Source organism: Rhodococcus sp. USK13, from assembly GCF_018343855.1.
GTDB classification, from domain to species: domain Bacteria; phylum Actinomycetota; class Actinomycetes; order Mycobacteriales; family Mycobacteriaceae; genus Rhodococcus_F; species Rhodococcus_F oxybenzonivorans.
This window is the reverse complement of the sequence record NZ_CP069242.1, coordinates 3,644,643-3,661,480: the sequence shown is the minus strand read 5'-3', so window position 1 is coordinate 3,661,480 and position 16,838 is coordinate 3,644,643. Positions and strand designations below refer to the sequence as shown.

Here is a 16,838-nt window from a genome sequence, read left to right as displayed (position 1 = left end):
GCAGGACACCTCACGGTGCCCAAAAAAGGGGAGTGAGGAACCGGTCACATCGCCGAATCGGTCACAGCCTCCGGCCCACTTTCGAGCAGTCGCCGGAATCCGTCCTCGTCGAGAACAGGAACACCGAGTTCGACGGCCTTGTCGTGCTTCGAGCCCGGTGATTCCCCGACCACCACGTAGGCCGTCTTCTTCGACACCGAACCCGCGGCCTTGCCGCCTCGGACGAGGATGGCTTCCTTGGCCTGATCACGTGAGAACGTCTCGAGCGATCCCGTCACCACGATCGACAAGCCCTCGAGGTTGCGCGGGATCGATTCGTCACGTTCGTCTTCCATGCGCACCCCGGCCGCCGCCCACTTCTCGACGATCTGCAGATGCCAGTCGACTCCGAACCATTCCGCGACCGCCGCGGCAATGGTGCCGCCCACGCCGTCCACTGCCGCCAACTCCTCGACAGAACTCTGGCGGATCCGATCGAGCGAACCGAACTCGCCGGCAAGCGCACGGGCGGCCGTAGGTCCCACATGACGAATCGACAACGCCACGAGCACCCGCCACAGCGGTTTATCCTTCGCGGAGTCGAGGTTGTCGAGGAGCCGCCGGCCGTTGGCGGAGAGAGCGCCCGCCTTGGTCCGGAAGATCGACGTCTTCAGGAGATCGTCCTCCGTGATCGAGAACAGGTCACCCTCGTCCTCGATCGCCCCGGCCTCGAGTAACCCCGTCGCGGCCTCGTAACCGAGCACCTCGATGTCGAACGCGCCGCGGCCCGCGACGTGGAAGACCCGCTCCCGGAGCTGCGCGGGACAGTAGCGCTGATTGGGGCAGCGGATGTCGGCATCCCCCTCCTTGGCCGGGGCCAGAAGGGTGCCGCACTCGGGGCAGTGCGTCGGCATGACGAACTCGTGCTCCTCTCCCGTGCGCACGTCGACGACGGGGCCCAGAACCTCTGGGATGACGTCACCAGCCTTGCGGATCACCACGGTGTCACCGATCAGGACACCCTTGCGCTTGACCTCGGAGCCGTTGTGCAGGGTGGCGAGTGACACGGTGGAACCGGCGACGGTGACCGGTTCCATGTAGGCGAATGGTGTGACCCGTCCCGTCCGCCCCACATTGACCCGGATGTCGAGGAGCTTGGTGGTGGCTTCCTCGGGCGGGTATTTGTACGCGATTGCCCACCGCGGGGCTCGCGAGGTGGAACCGAGCCGGCGTTGCAGCGACATCTCGTCGACCTTCACCACCAGTCCGTCGATTTCGTGCTCGACGTCGTGCCGGTGTTCACCCCAGTACTGGACCTTCGCCACCACCGCGTCGGCGCCCACGACGCGGGAGGTATGTGAGGAGACGGGCAGACCCCATGCGGCCAGCGCCGTGTAGGCGTCGTACTGCGAGACGGGCTCGAACCCTTCGATACGGCCGAAACCGTGACAGATCATTCCGAGACGGCGACGGGCCGTGACCGCGGGATTTTTCTGCCGAAGCGAGCCGGCTGCGGAGTTGCGGGGATTCGCGAAGGGTGCCTTGCCTTCGTCGACGAGCGCGGCGTTGAGAGCCGCGAAATCCTCGAGCCGGAAGAACACCTCGCCGCGCACCTCGAGCAAGGCGGGAACCGGGTATTCGTCTGTGCCGGTGAGCCTTTCCGGAATATCGTCGATCGTGCGTGCGTTGAGTGTGACGTCCTCGCCCGTGCGCCCGTCACCGCGAGTGGCTGCGCGCACGAGTCGGCCGTTCTCGTACACGAGGTTGAGTGCGACGCCGTCGATCTTCACCTCGCAGAGGTAGGGCAGATCGGCACCCGCCTCCTGTTCCACCCGGCTGATCCAGGTGCGCAACTCGTCGGTGGCGAACACGTTGTCGAGACTGAGCATGCGCTCGAGGTGGTCGACGGAGGTGAAATCCGTCGCGAAGCCGCCGCCGACGAGCTGGGTCGGCGAGTCGGGGGTGCGCAGGTCCGGGTACTGATTCTCGAGGTCGTTCAACTGTCCGAGCAGCGCATCGAACTCACCGTCGGAAATGACGGGCGCGTCGCGGACGTAGTAGCGGAACTGATGCTGCCGCACTTCCTCGGCCAGTTCGTTCCACCGCTCCCGTACGTCGCCGGGGGCGGGTGTCGGGGCTTCGGTCGATTCAGTCACGTCCGAAGATTAACCGGTCGGGCCGACAGCCAACCGGCGAGTCACAGTGATTCGGGGTCGTCGGTGAACGCACTACTCACTTCAGTGCTCAGACGCAGGGCCTCACGACTCCACTGCTCGTCTGCTCCGGCGAGCCCACATGCCGGCGTGACCGCCACCTGGGTGCGCAGTGTCGTGCGGGGAAAACCGAGTCGGTCGATCAGCGTCACGGCCGGTGCGGCGAGGTCACGCCACGTGGTGGGGATCGACGGCGCCACGCTGGGGATCAATCCGAGAGCCAGCTCCTTCCCGGCGTCGAGCAGTTCCCCGATGCCGTCCAGATCGGCTGCTGTCAGCTGCGCCACGTCCAGGCCGACCGCTTGTGCCGTACTGCGCCGCAGCAGGTCGGTGGGTATCCCCGCGGCGCAGCAGTGCACCATCGTGACACCACCGGAGCCGGTGAGAGCCGCCTCGAGCACCGCGAGGGCCTCCGGCTCGGGCAGCGCGCGAACCGTCTCGAGACGGGTCCGGCCGGACAACGTGCCCGCCAGCACCGCAGGCAACCGCGGTTCGTCGAACTGGATCAGGACCTGCGCACCGAGACGGCGGCTCACCTCGGCGGCATGCCGGGCCACACCCTCACCCAGCGACTCGGCGAAGTCCCGCACCGCGCCCGGATCGGTGAGGACGCGGCGGCCCGTGCCGAACTCCACTTCCGCGGCCAAGGTGAGCGGTCCGACCGCCTGCACTTTCACCACATGGTCGGCGCCGACCAGACCGGCCGTCTCCCAGGCTTCTTCGAGCGCGTCGAGGTCCTGGTTCAGCAGGTCGGTAGCACGCTTGGCCACCGAACCTCTCCGCGAGACCACCCGGTACGCCGTCGTGGATACGTCCAGCTGCAGATCGACGAGAAGTGCGCTCGCACGGCCGATCAAGTCTGCTCCCAGCCCCCGCGCGGGCAACTCCACCAGGTGGGGAAGCCTGCCCAGTTCACCGAGAACGATCGTGGCGGCTTCGCGTGCATCGGTTCCGGGCCACGAGCCGACGCCGGTGACGGCACCGGCCAGCGAAACAGTGTGTGTCACTGCGCGGTCGGACGGGAGTCGGTACCCGAGATCGTTCCACTGCCGAGGACGATGTCGCCCGCCGGATCGGTTCGGTAGAGGACCACTGCCTGACCCTTGGCCACACCGGTGAGGGGTTCGCGCAGCGAAATAGCGATGCCGCCGTCGACTGCCTCGGCCACGGCCTCGGCCAGGCCGCCGTGCGCGCGTACCTGAACTGTGCACTCGATCGGCGCGTCCGGCACCCGGCCCGACGTCCAGACGGCTCGCTCGGCCCTGATCGTGAGCACCTCGAGGTTGCGAGCAGAACCCACCCGGACGGTGCCCGTCTCCGGCTCGATCGCCGTGACATACCGCGGCTGTCCGTCCGCTGCGGGACCCTGGACGCCGAGACCCTTGCGCTGGCCGATGGTAAAGCCGTGTACGCCTTCATGTTCCGCGAGAACTTCACCCGAGTCGGCGTCGACCACACTTCCCGGGCGCACACCGATCCGCGCGCCGAGGAACGCCCGGGTGTCGCCGGAGGGGATGAAGCAGATGTCGTGGCTGTCGGGCTTGTTCGCCACGGCCAGACCCCGCTCGGCCGCCTCCGCCCGGATCTGCTCTTTCGGAGTGTCACCTACCGGGAACATCGCCCGGGACAACTGCTCGGCGGTGAGCACACCGAGAACGTAGGACTGGTCCTTGTCGGCATCGACAGCGCGCCGCAGCACCCCGTCGTGAAGCTGCGCATAGTGACCCGTGGCCACTGCGTCGAACCCGAGTGCGATGGCGCGGTCCGCCAGCGCCGCGAACTTGATCTTTTCGTTGCAGCGCAGGCAGGGGTTGGGTGTCTCACCGGCGGCGTAGGACGCCACGAAGTCGTCGATCACGTCTTCCTTGAAGCGATCGGCGAAATCCCAGACGTAGAAGGGGATCCCGAGAACGTCCGCCGCACGCCTGGCATCACCGGCGTCCTCTTTGGAGCAGCACCCCCGCGATCCGGTCCGCAAGGTTCCCGGTTCGGCGGACAACGCCAGGTGCACACCGACCACGTCATGCCCTGCGGCCACAGCCCGGGCCGCAGCGACGGCGGAGTCGACTCCGCCACTCATGGCCGCCAGTACTCGCATCAACGATTCCCTCCACGCGCTCCGACACCGGCGAGCCCCGCGGCGCGGGCTCGCTCCACTACTTGCGGCAGCGCCGCGATCAACGCTTCCACGTCTCCCGCCGTCGACGTGTGTCCCAACGAGAACCGCAGCGAACCCCGCGCGGTGGCCGGGTCCACACCCATCGCCGTCAGGACGTGACTCGGGCGAGCCACGCCCGCCGTACACGCCGAACCGGTGGAGCACTCGATCCCCGCTGCGTCGAGCAACATCAGCAGGGAATCACCCTCACAGCCCGGGAAAGTGAAATGGGCGTTGCCGGGCAGGCGTGCAGCACCGACCGGCCCGTTCGACACGGCGTCGGGAAGAATTTCCTGCACTCGGGTGATCAGCTGGTCCCGCAGGACGGTCAACTCCTCGGCGCGCGCGTCGAGGTTCGCGGTGGCGTGCCGCAATGCCGCCGCCATCCCGACGACACCGGCCGTGTCCGGGGTACCCGAACGCAGGTCGCGCTCGTGACCGCCGCCGTGCAGTAGCGGAACGCATGCCACCTGCCGTCCGAGCAGCAGTGCACCGACTCCCTGCGGGCCGCCCACCTTGTGCGCGGCGATACTGAGCGCGGAGAGACCGCTCGCGGTGAAATCGACCGGCAGATGGGTGACGGCCTGGACCGCGTCGCTGTGCATGGGAATTTCGAACTCCGCCGCGACCGCCGCCAGTTCGGCGATCGGCATGATCGTGCCGACCTCGTTGTTGGCCCACATGATCGTGGCCAGTGCGGTTTCGTCGGCATGGCGGGCCAACTCGTCGCGCAGCACGTGCGGGGACACCCGACCGCGCTCGTCGACCGGAAGCCACGAAACCTGAGCGCCTTCGTGCTGCTCGAGCCACTCCACCGCGTCGAGGACGGCATGATGCTCGACGGAACTCGTGATGATCCGCACCCGGGCGGGATCAGCGTCGCGGCGGGCCCAGAAGATGCCTTTGACCGCCAGGTTGTCACTTTCGGTTCCGCCGGAGGTGAAGATCACCTCGGACGGACGGGCCCCGAGGTCGGCCGCGATCGATTCGCGCGCCTCCTCGATACGTCGGCGGGCGGCACGCCCCGAGCCGTGCAGCGAGGACGCATTGCCCACGGTCGAGAAGACGTCGGTCATCGCCTGGACGGCCGCCGGCACCATGGGAGTGGTAGCTGCGTGGTCCAGGTAGACAGGGCTGTCGGCACTGCGGGCAGAGGTCATGACCCGACCAGGATAGCTCAGGCGATCAGGCGCTCTTCCGTCTCGATCCGGGTACCGGCCCCCTGGGCGGGCTCCCGCGTCGGATCGAGGATGTCGTGCGCTGCGAGATCGATGGGCTCGGACCCCCGCACGGCGCGCTCACAGCGGGCGGCAAGATCCCGGCGCGACTCCCCCGGGTACTCGATCGGCGCCAGCCGGACTTCGGCGACGACGCCTTTGTGCCGAATGATTCGCCGAATCGACCCGCCGATCGTCTCCTCACCCACGAAGCACGGCCCGGTGGTCAATTCTCCCCCGCGCATCGTGTACCGCAGGGACACCGGCTGCACCGGGCACTCCGCGTCGATCGCCGCCTGGAACAGCGCCGGGCGGAAGCCTCCGTACGCGCGCCCACACCATGTCGTCCCCTCCGGGAAGGCGGCCACCCTTTCGCCGTCCCGCAGTCGTGTCGCTGTTGCGGCCACGGTGCCGGGCAGCGCCCGCAGGTCGTGCCGGTCGATCGGGACGATCCGCATCCGCCGCGCGAGCGACCCCAGGATCGGCCAGTCGAGAAGGTCTCCCCGCGCAACGAAGCTTGCCGGGTGAAGAGCATTGAGAACCAGGACGTCGGTCCAGGAGACGTGGCCCGCCACCACCAGGATGCCACCCTCGTGCCGCCGCTTGCCGCGGTGATCGACCACCTCCAGCCGCAGGCCCACACACCGCAGCAGCATCGCCGCGTACCGGCGTTGAAGACCGGTCCGCCACGTCTGTGGCATCACGCACCCGGCCGTCAGCAGCGGCGCGGTCACCAGGGCGGAGGCTACGAGGAACCAACGGATCGCGACGACAACGGCCGAGACGCCCGGCGCCTCCGGGGGCAGGCATCTGCTGCCGCACGGACTCGACGGCATCCAGGCGTGGACGGGAACCGGCGTCTCGCTCGAGGTGGTGCTCACGCCTGGGTCCCGGTTTCGAGGTACGCCGACGCCGAACGCAGCCGTTCGAGGTAACGCTCGTTCGCGTGATGCAGTCCCTGCAGCGCGACGAAGTCGGCGACACCGAATTCCGGGTCGTGCGCCGGCTCCCCGCACACCTTCGCGCCCAGACGGAGGTACCCCCGCAGCAACGGGGGCAGCGAAGGCCGGGCAGGTGGCTCGATCTCGTCGAGGGATCGGCCTGCCACGCGGACCGGGTTGCGGGGAACGACCCGGGCCGCAGGGTCGTTGCCGTGCTTGCTCAGGAGCAGATCTCGCACACCGCGCACGTTGGAGCCGGCCGGGACATCGGGATGCTCCTGCATGGGCACGGACACGCAGCCCATCACCCAGTCGTAGCCGGTCAGCTGCAGGTAGTGGAGAATTCCGGACCACATCAGGCTCAGTACCGAGCCGGAACGGTGGTCGGGGTCGACGCACGCCCTGCCCATCTCCACGATCCGATTGCCTCGCGGGTCCAGGGCCGAGATGTCGAACTCGGTGGCCGTGTAATAGCCACCGGCCTGCGCGGCGGCATCCGGCGGAAGCATGCGGTAGCAGCCGACGAATTCGCCGGTGGCCTCGTGGCGGACGAGTAGATGGTCACAGAATTCGTCGAATCGGTCGGCCTCGAGCCCGGTGGTGGTGGCGGGAACCGAAAAACCCGGCTCCGCGGCGAACACGCGGTAACGCAGCCGCTGGGCCGCCACCCGATGCTCGCGGTCGGAGGAGACGACGAGGGAGTACCGGGGTGGAACTACAACGGTATCGGCGGTGTCACTCGCTGCGCGAAGAACAGACGAAGTTGTCATGGCGCAGGTTTACCGAGCAGGGGCGGCGGCGGGGCATCGACGAGGTGTCGTGTCGATGCAGCCGGGGTGAACGGTATAGATACGACGGCGGCCCCGCTCCCTCGAGGGGAACGGGGCCGCCGACGGGCGATATCTAGCCCTTGTGGGTCTTGACAGCCTCAGTGAGCTGCGGAGCCACGTTGAACAGGTCGCCGACGATGCCGAAGTCGGCGATCTCGAAGATCGGCGCTTCCTCGTCCTTGTTCACGGCGACGATGGTCTTCGACGTCTGCATACCTGCGCGGTGCTGGATGGCACCGGAGATGCCGAGCGCGATATACAGCTGCGGGGAGACCGTCTTACCGGTCTGACCGACCTGGAACTGGCCCGGGTAGTAGCCGGAGTCCACAGCGGCACGCGAGGCGCCCACCGCGGCGCCGAGCGAATCGGCGAGTTCCTCGACGACGGAGAACTTGTCTGCGCTGCCGACGCCACGGCCACCGGAGACGACGACGGTCGCCTCGGTGAGCTCGGGCCGGTCGCCGCCGACGATCGGATCACGCGAGGTGATCTTGACGACGCCCTCGTCCTGCGCGGGAACCTCGACCTCGACCTTTTCGCCCGCGCCCGCCTCCGGCTTCGCCTCGATGGCACCCGGACGCACCGAGATGACCGGGACGTCACCGTTGGCCTTGGCCTCGACGGTGAACGCGCCACCGAAGATGGAGTGCACAGCGCTGCCGTCGGACTTCACGTCGACGACGTCGCAGAGCAGGCCGGATCCGATGCGGGCGGCGAGACGTCCGGAGACCTCTTTGCCTTCGATGCTCGCGGCGGTGATGACCGCGGCCGGGGCAGCGGACTCGACGAGCGACGCGAGGACGTCGACCTTCGGGGTCACCAGGTAGCCCTCGATGTCATCCGACTCGGCGACATAGATCTTGGCTGCGCCGGCGGCCGCGAGTGCGTCGGCGAGCTTGTCCGCGGTACCGGCGGGACCGGTGACCACTGCGGCCGGCTCACCGAGCGCGCGAGCGGCGGTGATCAATTCGGTGCTGACCTTCTTCAGTGCACCCTCTGCGTGCTCGACGAGCACCAGTACTTCTGCCATGTCTAACTCTCCCTGTATATGTCTGCTGGTCTATGGAGGGCGCGGATCAGATGATCTTCTGGCCGACGAGGTATGCGGCGATCTTGCTGCCGCCGTCGCCCTCGTCGACGATGCGCTCACCAGCGGTACGCGGGGGCTTGGGCGTCGAGGCGGTGACGGTGGTGCCCGCGTTCGCGACACCGACGGTCTCCGGGTCCACACCGAGGTCGGCCAGGGTGTAGGTGATGACTTCCTTCTTCTTCGCGGCCATGATGCCCTTGAAGGAGGGGAAACGGGGCTCGTTGATCTTCTCGGTGACGCTCACGATGGCAGGCAGGTTCGCCTCGAGGCCGAACACACCCTCGTCGGTCTCCCGCTCACCGGTCGCGACGCCGTCGGCAACCGTGAGCTTGCGCAGCTGCGTGAGCTGCGGGATGCCCAGGTACTCGGCGATGATCGCGGGAACCGCGCCCATCCGGCCGTCGGTGGCCTCGTTGCCGGCGATGATCAGGTCGGCGGGCTCGTCGTTCTCGAACGTGATCTGTCCGAGAGCGGCCGCAAGCGTCCACGCCGTCTGGACCGCGTCGGAACCGTGGAGTGCGGGGTCATTGATGTGCACAGCCTTGTCGGCACCCATGGACAGGGCCTTGCGGATGGCGTCGGTGGCGCGGTCCGGACCTGCGGACAACACGGTCACCTCGCCGCCCTGCGCCTCCTTGATGAGAAGCGCTTCCTCGACGGCCCGCTCATTGATCTCGTCGAGCACGGCGTCGGCGGCCTCGCGGTCAAGCGTGTAGTCACCGTCGGTCAGCTTGCGCTCGGACCATGTGTCGGGGACCTGCTTGATCAAAACAACGATGTTCGTCATGGGTCTTCGTCGACCTCCTGTGTGTACTTGCCTGGTTATCGCGAGTTGCTCCGCATGAGCGGAGCTCTCGTCTTCGTATGTCCTCGCACAATTGCTCTGCGACAGATTACCTCACGTTAAGTTACCCGCTGGTAACTTGCGCGAAAGCCTCGTTCACCATAAGCCGGAACATCACTTTCGGTGCTGTGATGTGGACCACCTGGACGAGCGACCTCGTCAGTGGCACTAATCTCGCACCGGTGAGCGAATCATTTGTCGGCGACCGCGAGAACGCACCGCTGCCCGCAACCGGAGACGAGCAACTGCCCCTCACGGGCGAGCGGACCGTGCCCGGCATCCCCGAGGAGAACTACTGGTTCCGGCGTCACGAGGTGGTCTACCGCGACCTCCTGCCCCGCTGCGCCGGCCGGACCGTCCTCGAAGCAGGATCGGGAGAAGGCTACGGCGCCAACATGATTGCCGACGTGGCGGTGCGCGTCACCGGCCTCGACTACGACATTTCCGCAGTCGAACACGTTCGGGCCCGGTACCCCCGGGTCGAGATGCTGCACGGCAACCTGGCCGAGCTTCCCCTCGGCGATGCCTCGGTGGACGCCGTCGTCAATTTTCAGGTGATCGAACATCTCTGGGATCAGGCACAGTTTCTGCGGGAATGCTTCCGCGTGTTGACGCCGGGCGGAGAACTTCTCGTCAGCACCCCCAACCGAATTACGTTCTCGCCCGGTCGGGACACACCGCTCAACCCGTTCCACACCCGTGAACTCGACGCCGCCGAGTTGACCGAGCTACTCGAGGAAGCGGGGTTCACGGTGTCGCTGATGACCGGCGTCCACCACGGTGAACGACTGAAGGCACTCGACGCCAAGCACGGCGGTTCGTTCATCGGCGCCCAGATCGACCGGGCCCTCGCGGGCGAGCCCTGGCCGGCGGAACTCACCCGTGACGTCGAGGGCATCACGGTCGACGACTTCGTCTTGCGCGAGGGCAACATCGACGACAGCCTCGACCTCGTGGCCGTCGCGATGAAGGATCCCGTGCAGTGACCGATTCCACACGAATGGGGAGCGTGGGAAGCGGGACGCGCCCGCCCGACCACACGGAGCCGGGCATGTTCTGCCTGGTTCTGCACTCGCACCTGCCCTGGCTCGCCCATCACGGCCGCTGGCCGGTCGGAGAGGAGTGGCTGTACCAGTCGTGGGCCGCGTCGTACCTTCCCCTCACGGCCATGTTGCGGCGACTGTCCGACGAAGGCCGCTCCCATCTCTTGACTCTGGGGATCACCCCGGTCCTCGCCGCTCAACTCGATGATCCGCACTGCCTGACGGGCATGCATCACTGGCTGGGGAATTGGCAGATTCGAGCTCACGAAGCTGCCGGAATGCCCGATGACGCACACCGCGATCTCGGCGCCCGGGAGCACCGCGCCTCCGCCGACGCACTCACCGATTTCGAACTGCGGTGGCGGCACGGTGGCTCGCCCGTCCTACGCGATCTTCTCGATCGGGAAGCCTTCGAGCTTCTCGGCGGCCCCCTCGCGCACCCGTTCCAGCCGCTGCTCGAGCCACGACTGCGCGAGTTCTCCTTGAGGGAGGGACTCGCCGACGCGAAGAACAGGTGGAACACCACACCCACGGGCATCTGGGGGCCCGAATGCGCCTACACCCCGGGCATGGAGATCGGCTACGCCGAGGCGGGGGTCACCCACTTCATGGTCGACGGTCCCGCCCTGCGCGGGGACACCTCCCTCGGCCGGCCGGTCCGAGACTCCGACGTCGTCGCGTTCGGCCGCGACCTGCAGGTCAGTTACCGGGTGTGGTCGCCGAAGTCGGGTTACCCCGGCCATGGCGCTTACCGGGACTTCCACACCTACGACCATGCCACCGGACTGAAGCCCGCCCGGGTCACCGGCCGCACGGTGGACTCGGCGGACAAGGCGCCGTACGACCCGGAACTGGCGTCCGCCGCCGTCGACCGGCACGTCGCCGACTTCGTTTCCACGGTCCACAGGCGACTGCGCGGAGAGGCCGAGCGAATCGGGCGCCCAGCGGTCGTCGTCGCGGCCTTCGATACCGAGTTGTTCGGGCACTGGTGGCACGAAGGCCCCGAGTGGCTCGAGAAGGTGCTGCGCGCTCTCCCCGAGGCGGGAATCCGGGTCGGCACCCTCGAGGACGCCCGCACCCAGGGATACGTCGGTGCGCCGGTCCCCCTGGAGAACTCGTCGTGGGGGTCCGGCAAGGACTGGCGGGTGTGGGCGGGCGAGAAGGTGTCCGATCTGGTGGCACTCAACTCCGAGGTGGTCGGGGCCGCACTGGACACGGTCGACAAAGCCCGTAGCCTCGGTTCTGCACCCGGAAGACCCGAACTCCGCAACCGCATCAACGATCAGATTCTGCGAGAGGCACTCATGACGGTGTCGAGCGACTGGGCATTTATGGTCAGCAAGGACTCTGCGGCGGAGTATGCGCGCGACCGGGCACACAAGCACGCGCACGCGATGCGCGAGATCGCGGCCGCGGTGGCTGCGGGCAACGACGCGTCGGCGGCGCGCCTCGCGGCCGGTTGGAACGCTGCCGACGGCCTGTTCCCCGGCCTGGACGCCCGGCGCCTGCCTGTCCGTTCCGCAGCATCGGCGGTCGGCGTCTCGGGAGTGGCCTCGTGAAAATCCTCATCGTGTCGTGGGAGTACCCGCCCGTGGTCGTGGGCGGCCTCGGCCGCCACGTGCACCACCTCGCGACCGCTCTTGCCGCCGCCGGCCACGAGGTGGTGGTGCTGTCGCGGCGGCCGTCGGGAACCGATGCGTCCACGCACCCCACCGTCACCCACATCGAAGAAGGCGTACTCGTCGTCGCCGTCGCCGAAGATCCGCCGCATTTCGTGTTCGGCGAGGACATGCTGGCGTGGACACTTGCCATGGGGCACGCCATGGTGCGGGCCGGCGTCGCCCTGCACAAGCCGGGTGTCGGAGAAGGATGGCAGCCCGACGTGGTGCATGCCCACGACTGGCTGGTAGCACATCCGGCCATCGCACTCGCCGAATTCTACGACGTGCCTTTGGTATCCACGTTGCACGCCACCGAAGCCGGCCGCCACAGCGGCTGGGTGTCGGGCCGCATCAACCGTCAGGTGCATTCGGTCGAATGGTGGCTGGCCAACGACTCCGATGCGCTCATCACCTGCTCGGCATCGATGCAGGACGAGGTGACCACCCTCTACGGGCCCCATCTTCCGCCGATCACTGTGATACGCAACGGGATCGACGTGACCACGTGGAATTTCCGTCGACGCGCGCCGCGATCGGGTCCACCCAAACTGTTGTTCGTCGGCCGCCTCGAGTACGAGAAGGGGGTGCAGGATGCGATCGCCGCGCTTCCCCGTATCCGCCGGAGTCACCCGGGGACCACACTGTCGATCGCGGGTGAGGGCACCCAGTTCACCTGGCTCTATCAGCAGGCCCGCACTCACCGCGTTGCCCGCGCCGTCAACTTCCTCGGCAATCTCGACCACTCCGAACTGCTGAGCTGGCTTCACGGCGCCGATGTCATCGTGCTGCCCAGCCGTTACGAGCCGTTCGGCATCATCGCGCTCGAGGCTGCCGCCTCCGGAACTCCGCTGGTGACGTCTACCGCCGGCGGTCTCGGCGAGGCGGTCGTCGACGGAGTGACCGGCATGTCCTTCCTTCCCGGCGATGTCACGGGACTCACCTCGGCGGTTCGGGAGGTTCTCGACGATCCGGCGGCGGCGCAGCAACGAGCAGTGGCCGCCCGCGACCGCCTCACCGCGGATTTCGACTGGCACACAGTGGCCGAAGACACGGCGCACGTTTACGCCGGCGCCAAACGCCGCGTGCGACACCCCTTGGCGCGCCCGGTTATTCCCGAGCGACCCCTGCCCGGACGCTGAGTCGCGAGGGCGAATGTACCGCCGGACGCCTCCAGCGCGCCGAACGGTACATTCGCCTCACTCGTGGACACGGCGAATTCGGATCGGACCACGCACCGAGTCCGGATCCACCACCGCACCCCGCTGGCTGATCTCGACTTCCCCTGCCGCGACAAGGCGTCGGGCGGCCTGGCGCACCGGCTCCATGAGAGGTCGCCACTCGTCGGGGGCGATCGCGCGGGCCACGTCCGACGGGCAGATACTCGAATCCGCCGACCGCGCATACAGCAGCTCGCGGATACGATCCTCGAGTTCGCGGTCCGAGACGCCCATGGGTCGACAATGCCACCCGGCTCAGCCCTCCCGGGCCGCCTTCTTGCGGGCAATGTCCTCTAGTGCGGCGATGTATTTGGCCCGCTTCTCGGCGCCGGCCTCCCACTCGGCCCTGCGATTCTTCACGGCCTTGGCGGGCGATCCCACTGCGATGCTGAAATCAGGGATGTCGCCCTTGACGACGGCGTGGGCGCCGAGCACGCAACCGCGTCCCACCCGGGTGTTGCGGAGCACCGTGACCTTCGCGGCCACCCAGGTATCGGGACCGATGCGTACCGGGCCCTTCACGATGCCCTGATCCTTGATGGGCACGTTGATGTCGTCCATGCGGTGATCGAAGTCGGTGATGTAGCACCAGTCGGCGACGAGCGTGGACGCTCCGATCTCGATGTCGAGGTACGTGTTGACCACGTTGTCCTTGCCGAACACCACCTTGTCGCCGATACGCAGCGACCCCTCGTGGCACCGGATCGCGTTGCCGTCACCGATGTGGACCCAGCGACCGATTTCGAGGCGGGACAGGTCCGGCGTCGAGTGGATCTCCACGCGCTTGCCGAGGAACACCATGCCCCGCAGGATCACGTGCGGGTTGGCGAGCTTGAACTTGGCCAGCCGGTAGTACCGCACCAGGTACCACGGCGTGTACGCCTTGTTCGCCAGCACCCAGCGCAGCGAGTCGAGGGTCAGGAAGCGGGCCTGCTCACTGTCCTTCCGCCGGGATCCCTTCCACCTCGTACGCAACGGTGCGCCCCACATGCTCGTCATAGCCCGTCAGCCTACGTTCACCCGCCGGAGCCGTGCGCGGGTGTGTCCGGACACCGACACCGTTCGGGGTGTGCCGATCGTGCCTGCCTCGGCGGGATAGTCTCTGGGCCGAGCGTTTGTCGAAAACTGAGGAGATGTAATGCGGCGGGTCCTACGTTCGTCAGTACTGGCGCTGGCGACGATCTCGGCTGTCGTCCTCAGCGGCTGCGGGGGCGGGGCGCACGTCGACGACATCTTCTCCGCGGGCGGGTGGCCGGGGATGCATGCGGACGCCCGCAACAGTGACACCAGTCCGGTGACAGGGTCGCGCGACGTCTCGCTCGCGTGGTCGCGGCCCCTCGGTGGGCCGGTGGCGAACTACGCATCCGTGGCGGCAAGCGGCCAGATCTTCCTCACCGCTCGCACCGATAAGGGGTGCAATCTCTTCTCCTTCCAGATGGAGAGCGGCCGCAAACGCTGGTGCCGCCAGCTTGCCCCCGGAGTCGTGGCGTCCACCCCGGTGGTCGACGGCGCCGCCAATGTCTACGTGGGCGAGAACGGGGCCATGAACTCGTTCAACGAACACGGCCAGTTACGTTGGCGCACACCGGTGGTCGGAACACCGCTGTCGGCACAATTCACGGGCGACGGCAACCTGCTGTTCATCACCCAGCTCGGGCAGATCAGCGTGCTCGATCCGCAGACCGGGCAAAAAGTGGTGGCGTCGTACGACCTCATCCCGCCACCGTCCGTCGCCGACGGCGCGAACGTGGACATCCTTCCCGACGACAAGGGCCTCAGCGGCTGCTTCTTCGGCTCCCCCGACTGCCCGGTGGCCAACATGCCGGCCATCGACCTGGCGTCCGGCACGTTCTACTTCACGTTCTTTGCGCCCGGCGCGACCGAGGCCGACCTCGTCGCGATGAAATACTCCGGCGGCGACAATCCCACGATCAGCCAGGAATGGTCCAGCGACACCCTGCCGGGGGGCAGCGCATCGAGCCCCGATCTGTCGGCTGACGGTTCCGTCGTGTACGTCAACGACAACTGGGGCACGGTGTGGGCGATCGACGCTGCGACGGGTGATCCGAAGTGGAGTTACGACATCGGGTACGCCGCTGCGGGCAGCCCGTCGACGTCCGCGGACGGTCTGATCATTCCCGCGGGCGGACTCGACGGCCACCTCCTTGCGCTGCAGGACAAGGGCGACCACGCCGAACTTGCTTGGGAACGTAGGGATCTACTGCATTTGGGAGTCCCCGCCCAGACGGCCGGATCCACCGGCTACTCGGTGATCCGCGAGGGTGTGGACGGACTGGCGGCGCTCACGTTCGACACCTCCACCGGCGAAACGCTCGATCAGGACACCCTGCCGGGGGCGAAGGGATTCACGGTCGGCACGTCCATCGGCCCTGAGGGTGAGGTCCTCACTCCGACGCTGCTCGGGGAGCTGTTCGTCCTCCGCTGACCCCGTGAGTACTTGTTAACATCCCGTAGTTGACAAGTACTCACGGGGGCGGAGCGCAGATGAAGGCGACGCCCGATCGGCCGATCCGCGTGATCACCACACTGAGCGAGCGGTTTCCGCGAAGCTTCAACTTGGGACGCAGCACGGCCGGATCGACGTCGACGCCGCGCACGAGGATCTCCGCCGCACCGCAGTCGTGGCGGGCGAGCTCCTGCCGCAGCGACTTCTCCGAATATTTCACCTGCTCGAGAATTCGAAAGCCCCGCACGCCCGCGGGAACCGAATCGCCCGTGAGATAAGCGATCCGAGGATCGAGCTGCCACAGTCCGTGCCGGGCGGCGTAGTGCCGCACCAAACCCGCCCGGACCACAGCGCCGTCAGGATCGACGATCCACTCCCCCGGCGCGCGTTCGGGGATGTCGTCGTCCTCGGCGTCCGTCACCGTCCACACCGCGCCTCCGGAGTCGAGGACGCTTGCCCGGCGAGTGACTCCGGCGCCCGACAGTCCGGCCGACCACAGGCACGCCTCACGGACGCCACCGTCGAGGGACACGACCTCGACCTCGCCTTCCCAGTCGAGCCGATCGAAATCGAGGCCGGGAGCGCACTTCACCGCGAGATCACGGCCTCGGTACGCGTCTATGAGGTCGGGTAGTGGCGGCTCGAGAGCAGCGGGATCATGTGTGCGCCTGCCACCCGACCGCCGCGCCGGATCTGCGAGCACGACGGTGTCGCGGGTACACGGCACCAATGCGTCTGCGCGCACGATCGCCGCAGCGGGAACATTGTGCCGGGCCATGAGCAGCCGGACGGGATCGATGTCGCTGCCGACCACCGTATTGGCCGTCCCGATGACAGCATCGAGTTCCGCACCGATCGAGCAGGTGACGTCGTGAACGTTCCTCTCTGCCAGGCGCGTCGCGCGGTGGGCTGCCACGGCACGCGGAGTCGCCTGTTGCAGTGCATCATCGGTGAAGAGCCAGTGCTCGCTGCCGGGCAACTTGATCGAGGCCTTGCGCCGCAACAGCACCGTCTCCACCAGCATGGCCACCCGAGAGCCGAAACGCGAACGCGCCCAGCCGATATCGGCCAGGCGCGTCGACGTGGTCAGCGCAAGTTCGTCTACCTCGACGAGAGCTGCTGCGCCTGAAGCACTCTGCAGGAACTCCACGTCTTCGGGAGTGAACGCATAGCCCAAT

The 16,838-nt window shown here is 67.4% G+C and carries 15 protein-coding genes; 4 read left to right on the top strand and 11 right to left on the bottom strand.

Annotated features, from left to right (window positions below; translation table 11 throughout):
- Window positions 1-44: 44 nt before the first annotated feature.
- The 8 genes from ligA to JQT59_RS19270 form a co-directional block, all read right to left on the bottom strand.
- The gene (ligA, locus tag JQT59_RS19305) at window positions 45-2,135 is read right to left on the bottom strand and encodes an NAD-dependent DNA ligase LigA (RefSeq protein ID WP_213571624.1); all 2,091 of its coding nucleotides are present in this window, start codon (window positions 2,133-2,135) and stop codon (window positions 45-47) included.
- A gap of 41 nt (window positions 2,136-2,176) precedes the next feature.
- The gene (locus JQT59_RS19300) at window positions 2,177-3,199 is read right to left on the bottom strand and encodes a methionine synthase (protein WP_213571623.1); all 1,023 of its coding nucleotides are present in this window, start codon (window positions 3,197-3,199) and stop codon (window positions 2,177-2,179) included.
- Window positions 3,196-4,290, bottom strand: a complete 1,095-nt coding sequence (gene mnmA / locus JQT59_RS19295; protein WP_213571622.1) for a tRNA 2-thiouridine(34) synthase MnmA — start codon at window positions 4,288-4,290, stop codon at window positions 3,196-3,198. Before mnmA ends, JQT59_RS19300 begins: the two co-directional genes overlap by 4 nt.
- Window positions 4,290-5,510, bottom strand: coding sequence for a cysteine desulfurase family protein (locus JQT59_RS19290; protein WP_213571621.1), 1,221 nt, complete (start codon window positions 5,508-5,510; stop codon window positions 4,290-4,292). Before JQT59_RS19290 ends, mnmA begins: the two co-directional genes overlap by 1 nt.
- Before the next feature lie 17 nt (window positions 5,511-5,527).
- Window positions 5,528-6,448, bottom strand: coding sequence for a lysophospholipid acyltransferase family protein (locus tag JQT59_RS19285; RefSeq protein ID WP_213571620.1), 921 nt, complete (start codon window positions 6,446-6,448; stop codon window positions 5,528-5,530).
- Window positions 6,445-7,278 (bottom strand): GNAT family N-acetyltransferase, encoded by an 834-nt coding sequence (locus tag JQT59_RS19280; RefSeq protein WP_159926063.1) that lies wholly within the window; start codon window positions 7,276-7,278, stop codon window positions 6,445-6,447. Before JQT59_RS19280 ends, JQT59_RS19285 begins: the two co-directional genes overlap by 4 nt.
- Before the next feature lie 133 nt (window positions 7,279-7,411).
- Window positions 7,412-8,368, bottom strand: a complete 957-nt coding sequence (locus JQT59_RS19275) for an electron transfer flavoprotein subunit alpha/FixB family protein (RefSeq protein WP_109331078.1) — start codon at window positions 8,366-8,368, stop codon at window positions 7,412-7,414.
- 46 nt (window positions 8,369-8,414) lie between these two features.
- A complete protein-coding gene (locus tag JQT59_RS19270; RefSeq protein ID WP_213571619.1) occupies window positions 8,415-9,215 on the bottom strand; it encodes an electron transfer flavoprotein subunit beta/FixA family protein in 801 nt (266 codons plus the stop codon).
- A 239-nt stretch (window positions 9,216-9,454) separates the two neighbouring features.
- On the opposite strand from JQT59_RS19270, the gene JQT59_RS19265 reads away from it, so the two are divergent.
- From JQT59_RS19265 to JQT59_RS19255, 3 genes are read left to right on the top strand one after another with little or no spacing between them, the layout of a single operon-like run.
- Window positions 9,455-10,258 (top strand): class I SAM-dependent methyltransferase, encoded by an 804-nt coding sequence (locus JQT59_RS19265; RefSeq protein ID WP_213571618.1) that lies wholly within the window; start codon window positions 9,455-9,457, stop codon window positions 10,256-10,258.
- A gap of 14 nt (window positions 10,259-10,272) precedes the next feature.
- Entirely contained in the window at window positions 10,273-11,874 is a 1,602-nt protein-coding gene (locus JQT59_RS19260; protein ID WP_213577869.1) for a 1,4-alpha-glucan branching protein domain-containing protein, read from the top strand.
- Window positions 11,871-13,115, top strand: coding sequence for a glycosyltransferase family 4 protein (locus tag JQT59_RS19255; RefSeq protein ID WP_213571617.1), 1,245 nt, complete (start codon window positions 11,871-11,873; stop codon window positions 13,113-13,115). The genes JQT59_RS19260 and JQT59_RS19255 overlap by 4 nt, the downstream gene beginning before the upstream one ends.
- A gap of 57 nt (window positions 13,116-13,172) precedes the next feature.
- Here the strand turns inward: JQT59_RS19255 and JQT59_RS19250 are convergent, their stop codons facing one another.
- Window positions 13,173-13,427 (bottom strand): DUF3253 domain-containing protein, encoded by a 255-nt coding sequence (locus tag JQT59_RS19250; RefSeq protein ID WP_213571616.1) that lies wholly within the window; start codon window positions 13,425-13,427, stop codon window positions 13,173-13,175.
- A 21-nt stretch (window positions 13,428-13,448) separates the two neighbouring features.
- Entirely contained in the window at window positions 13,449-14,192 is a 744-nt protein-coding gene (locus tag JQT59_RS19245; RefSeq protein WP_213571615.1) for an acyltransferase, read from the bottom strand.
- A gap of 139 nt (window positions 14,193-14,331) precedes the next feature.
- Between JQT59_RS19245 and JQT59_RS19240 the strand changes: the two genes are divergently transcribed.
- Window positions 14,332-15,639 carry an outer membrane protein assembly factor BamB family protein gene (locus JQT59_RS19240; RefSeq protein WP_213571614.1) on the top strand — a complete coding sequence of 436 codons (1,308 nt, stop codon included), beginning with the start codon at window positions 14,332-14,334 and terminating at the stop codon, window positions 15,637-15,639.
- 40 nt (window positions 15,640-15,679) lie between these two features.
- On the opposite strand, the gene JQT59_RS19235 is transcribed toward JQT59_RS19240, so the two are convergent.
- Window positions 15,680-16,837: a THUMP-like domain-containing protein gene (locus JQT59_RS19235; protein ID WP_213571613.1), complete on the bottom strand. Its 1,158-nt coding sequence runs from the start codon at window positions 16,835-16,837 to the stop codon at window positions 15,680-15,682.
- Window position 16,838: the final 1 nt, after the last annotated feature.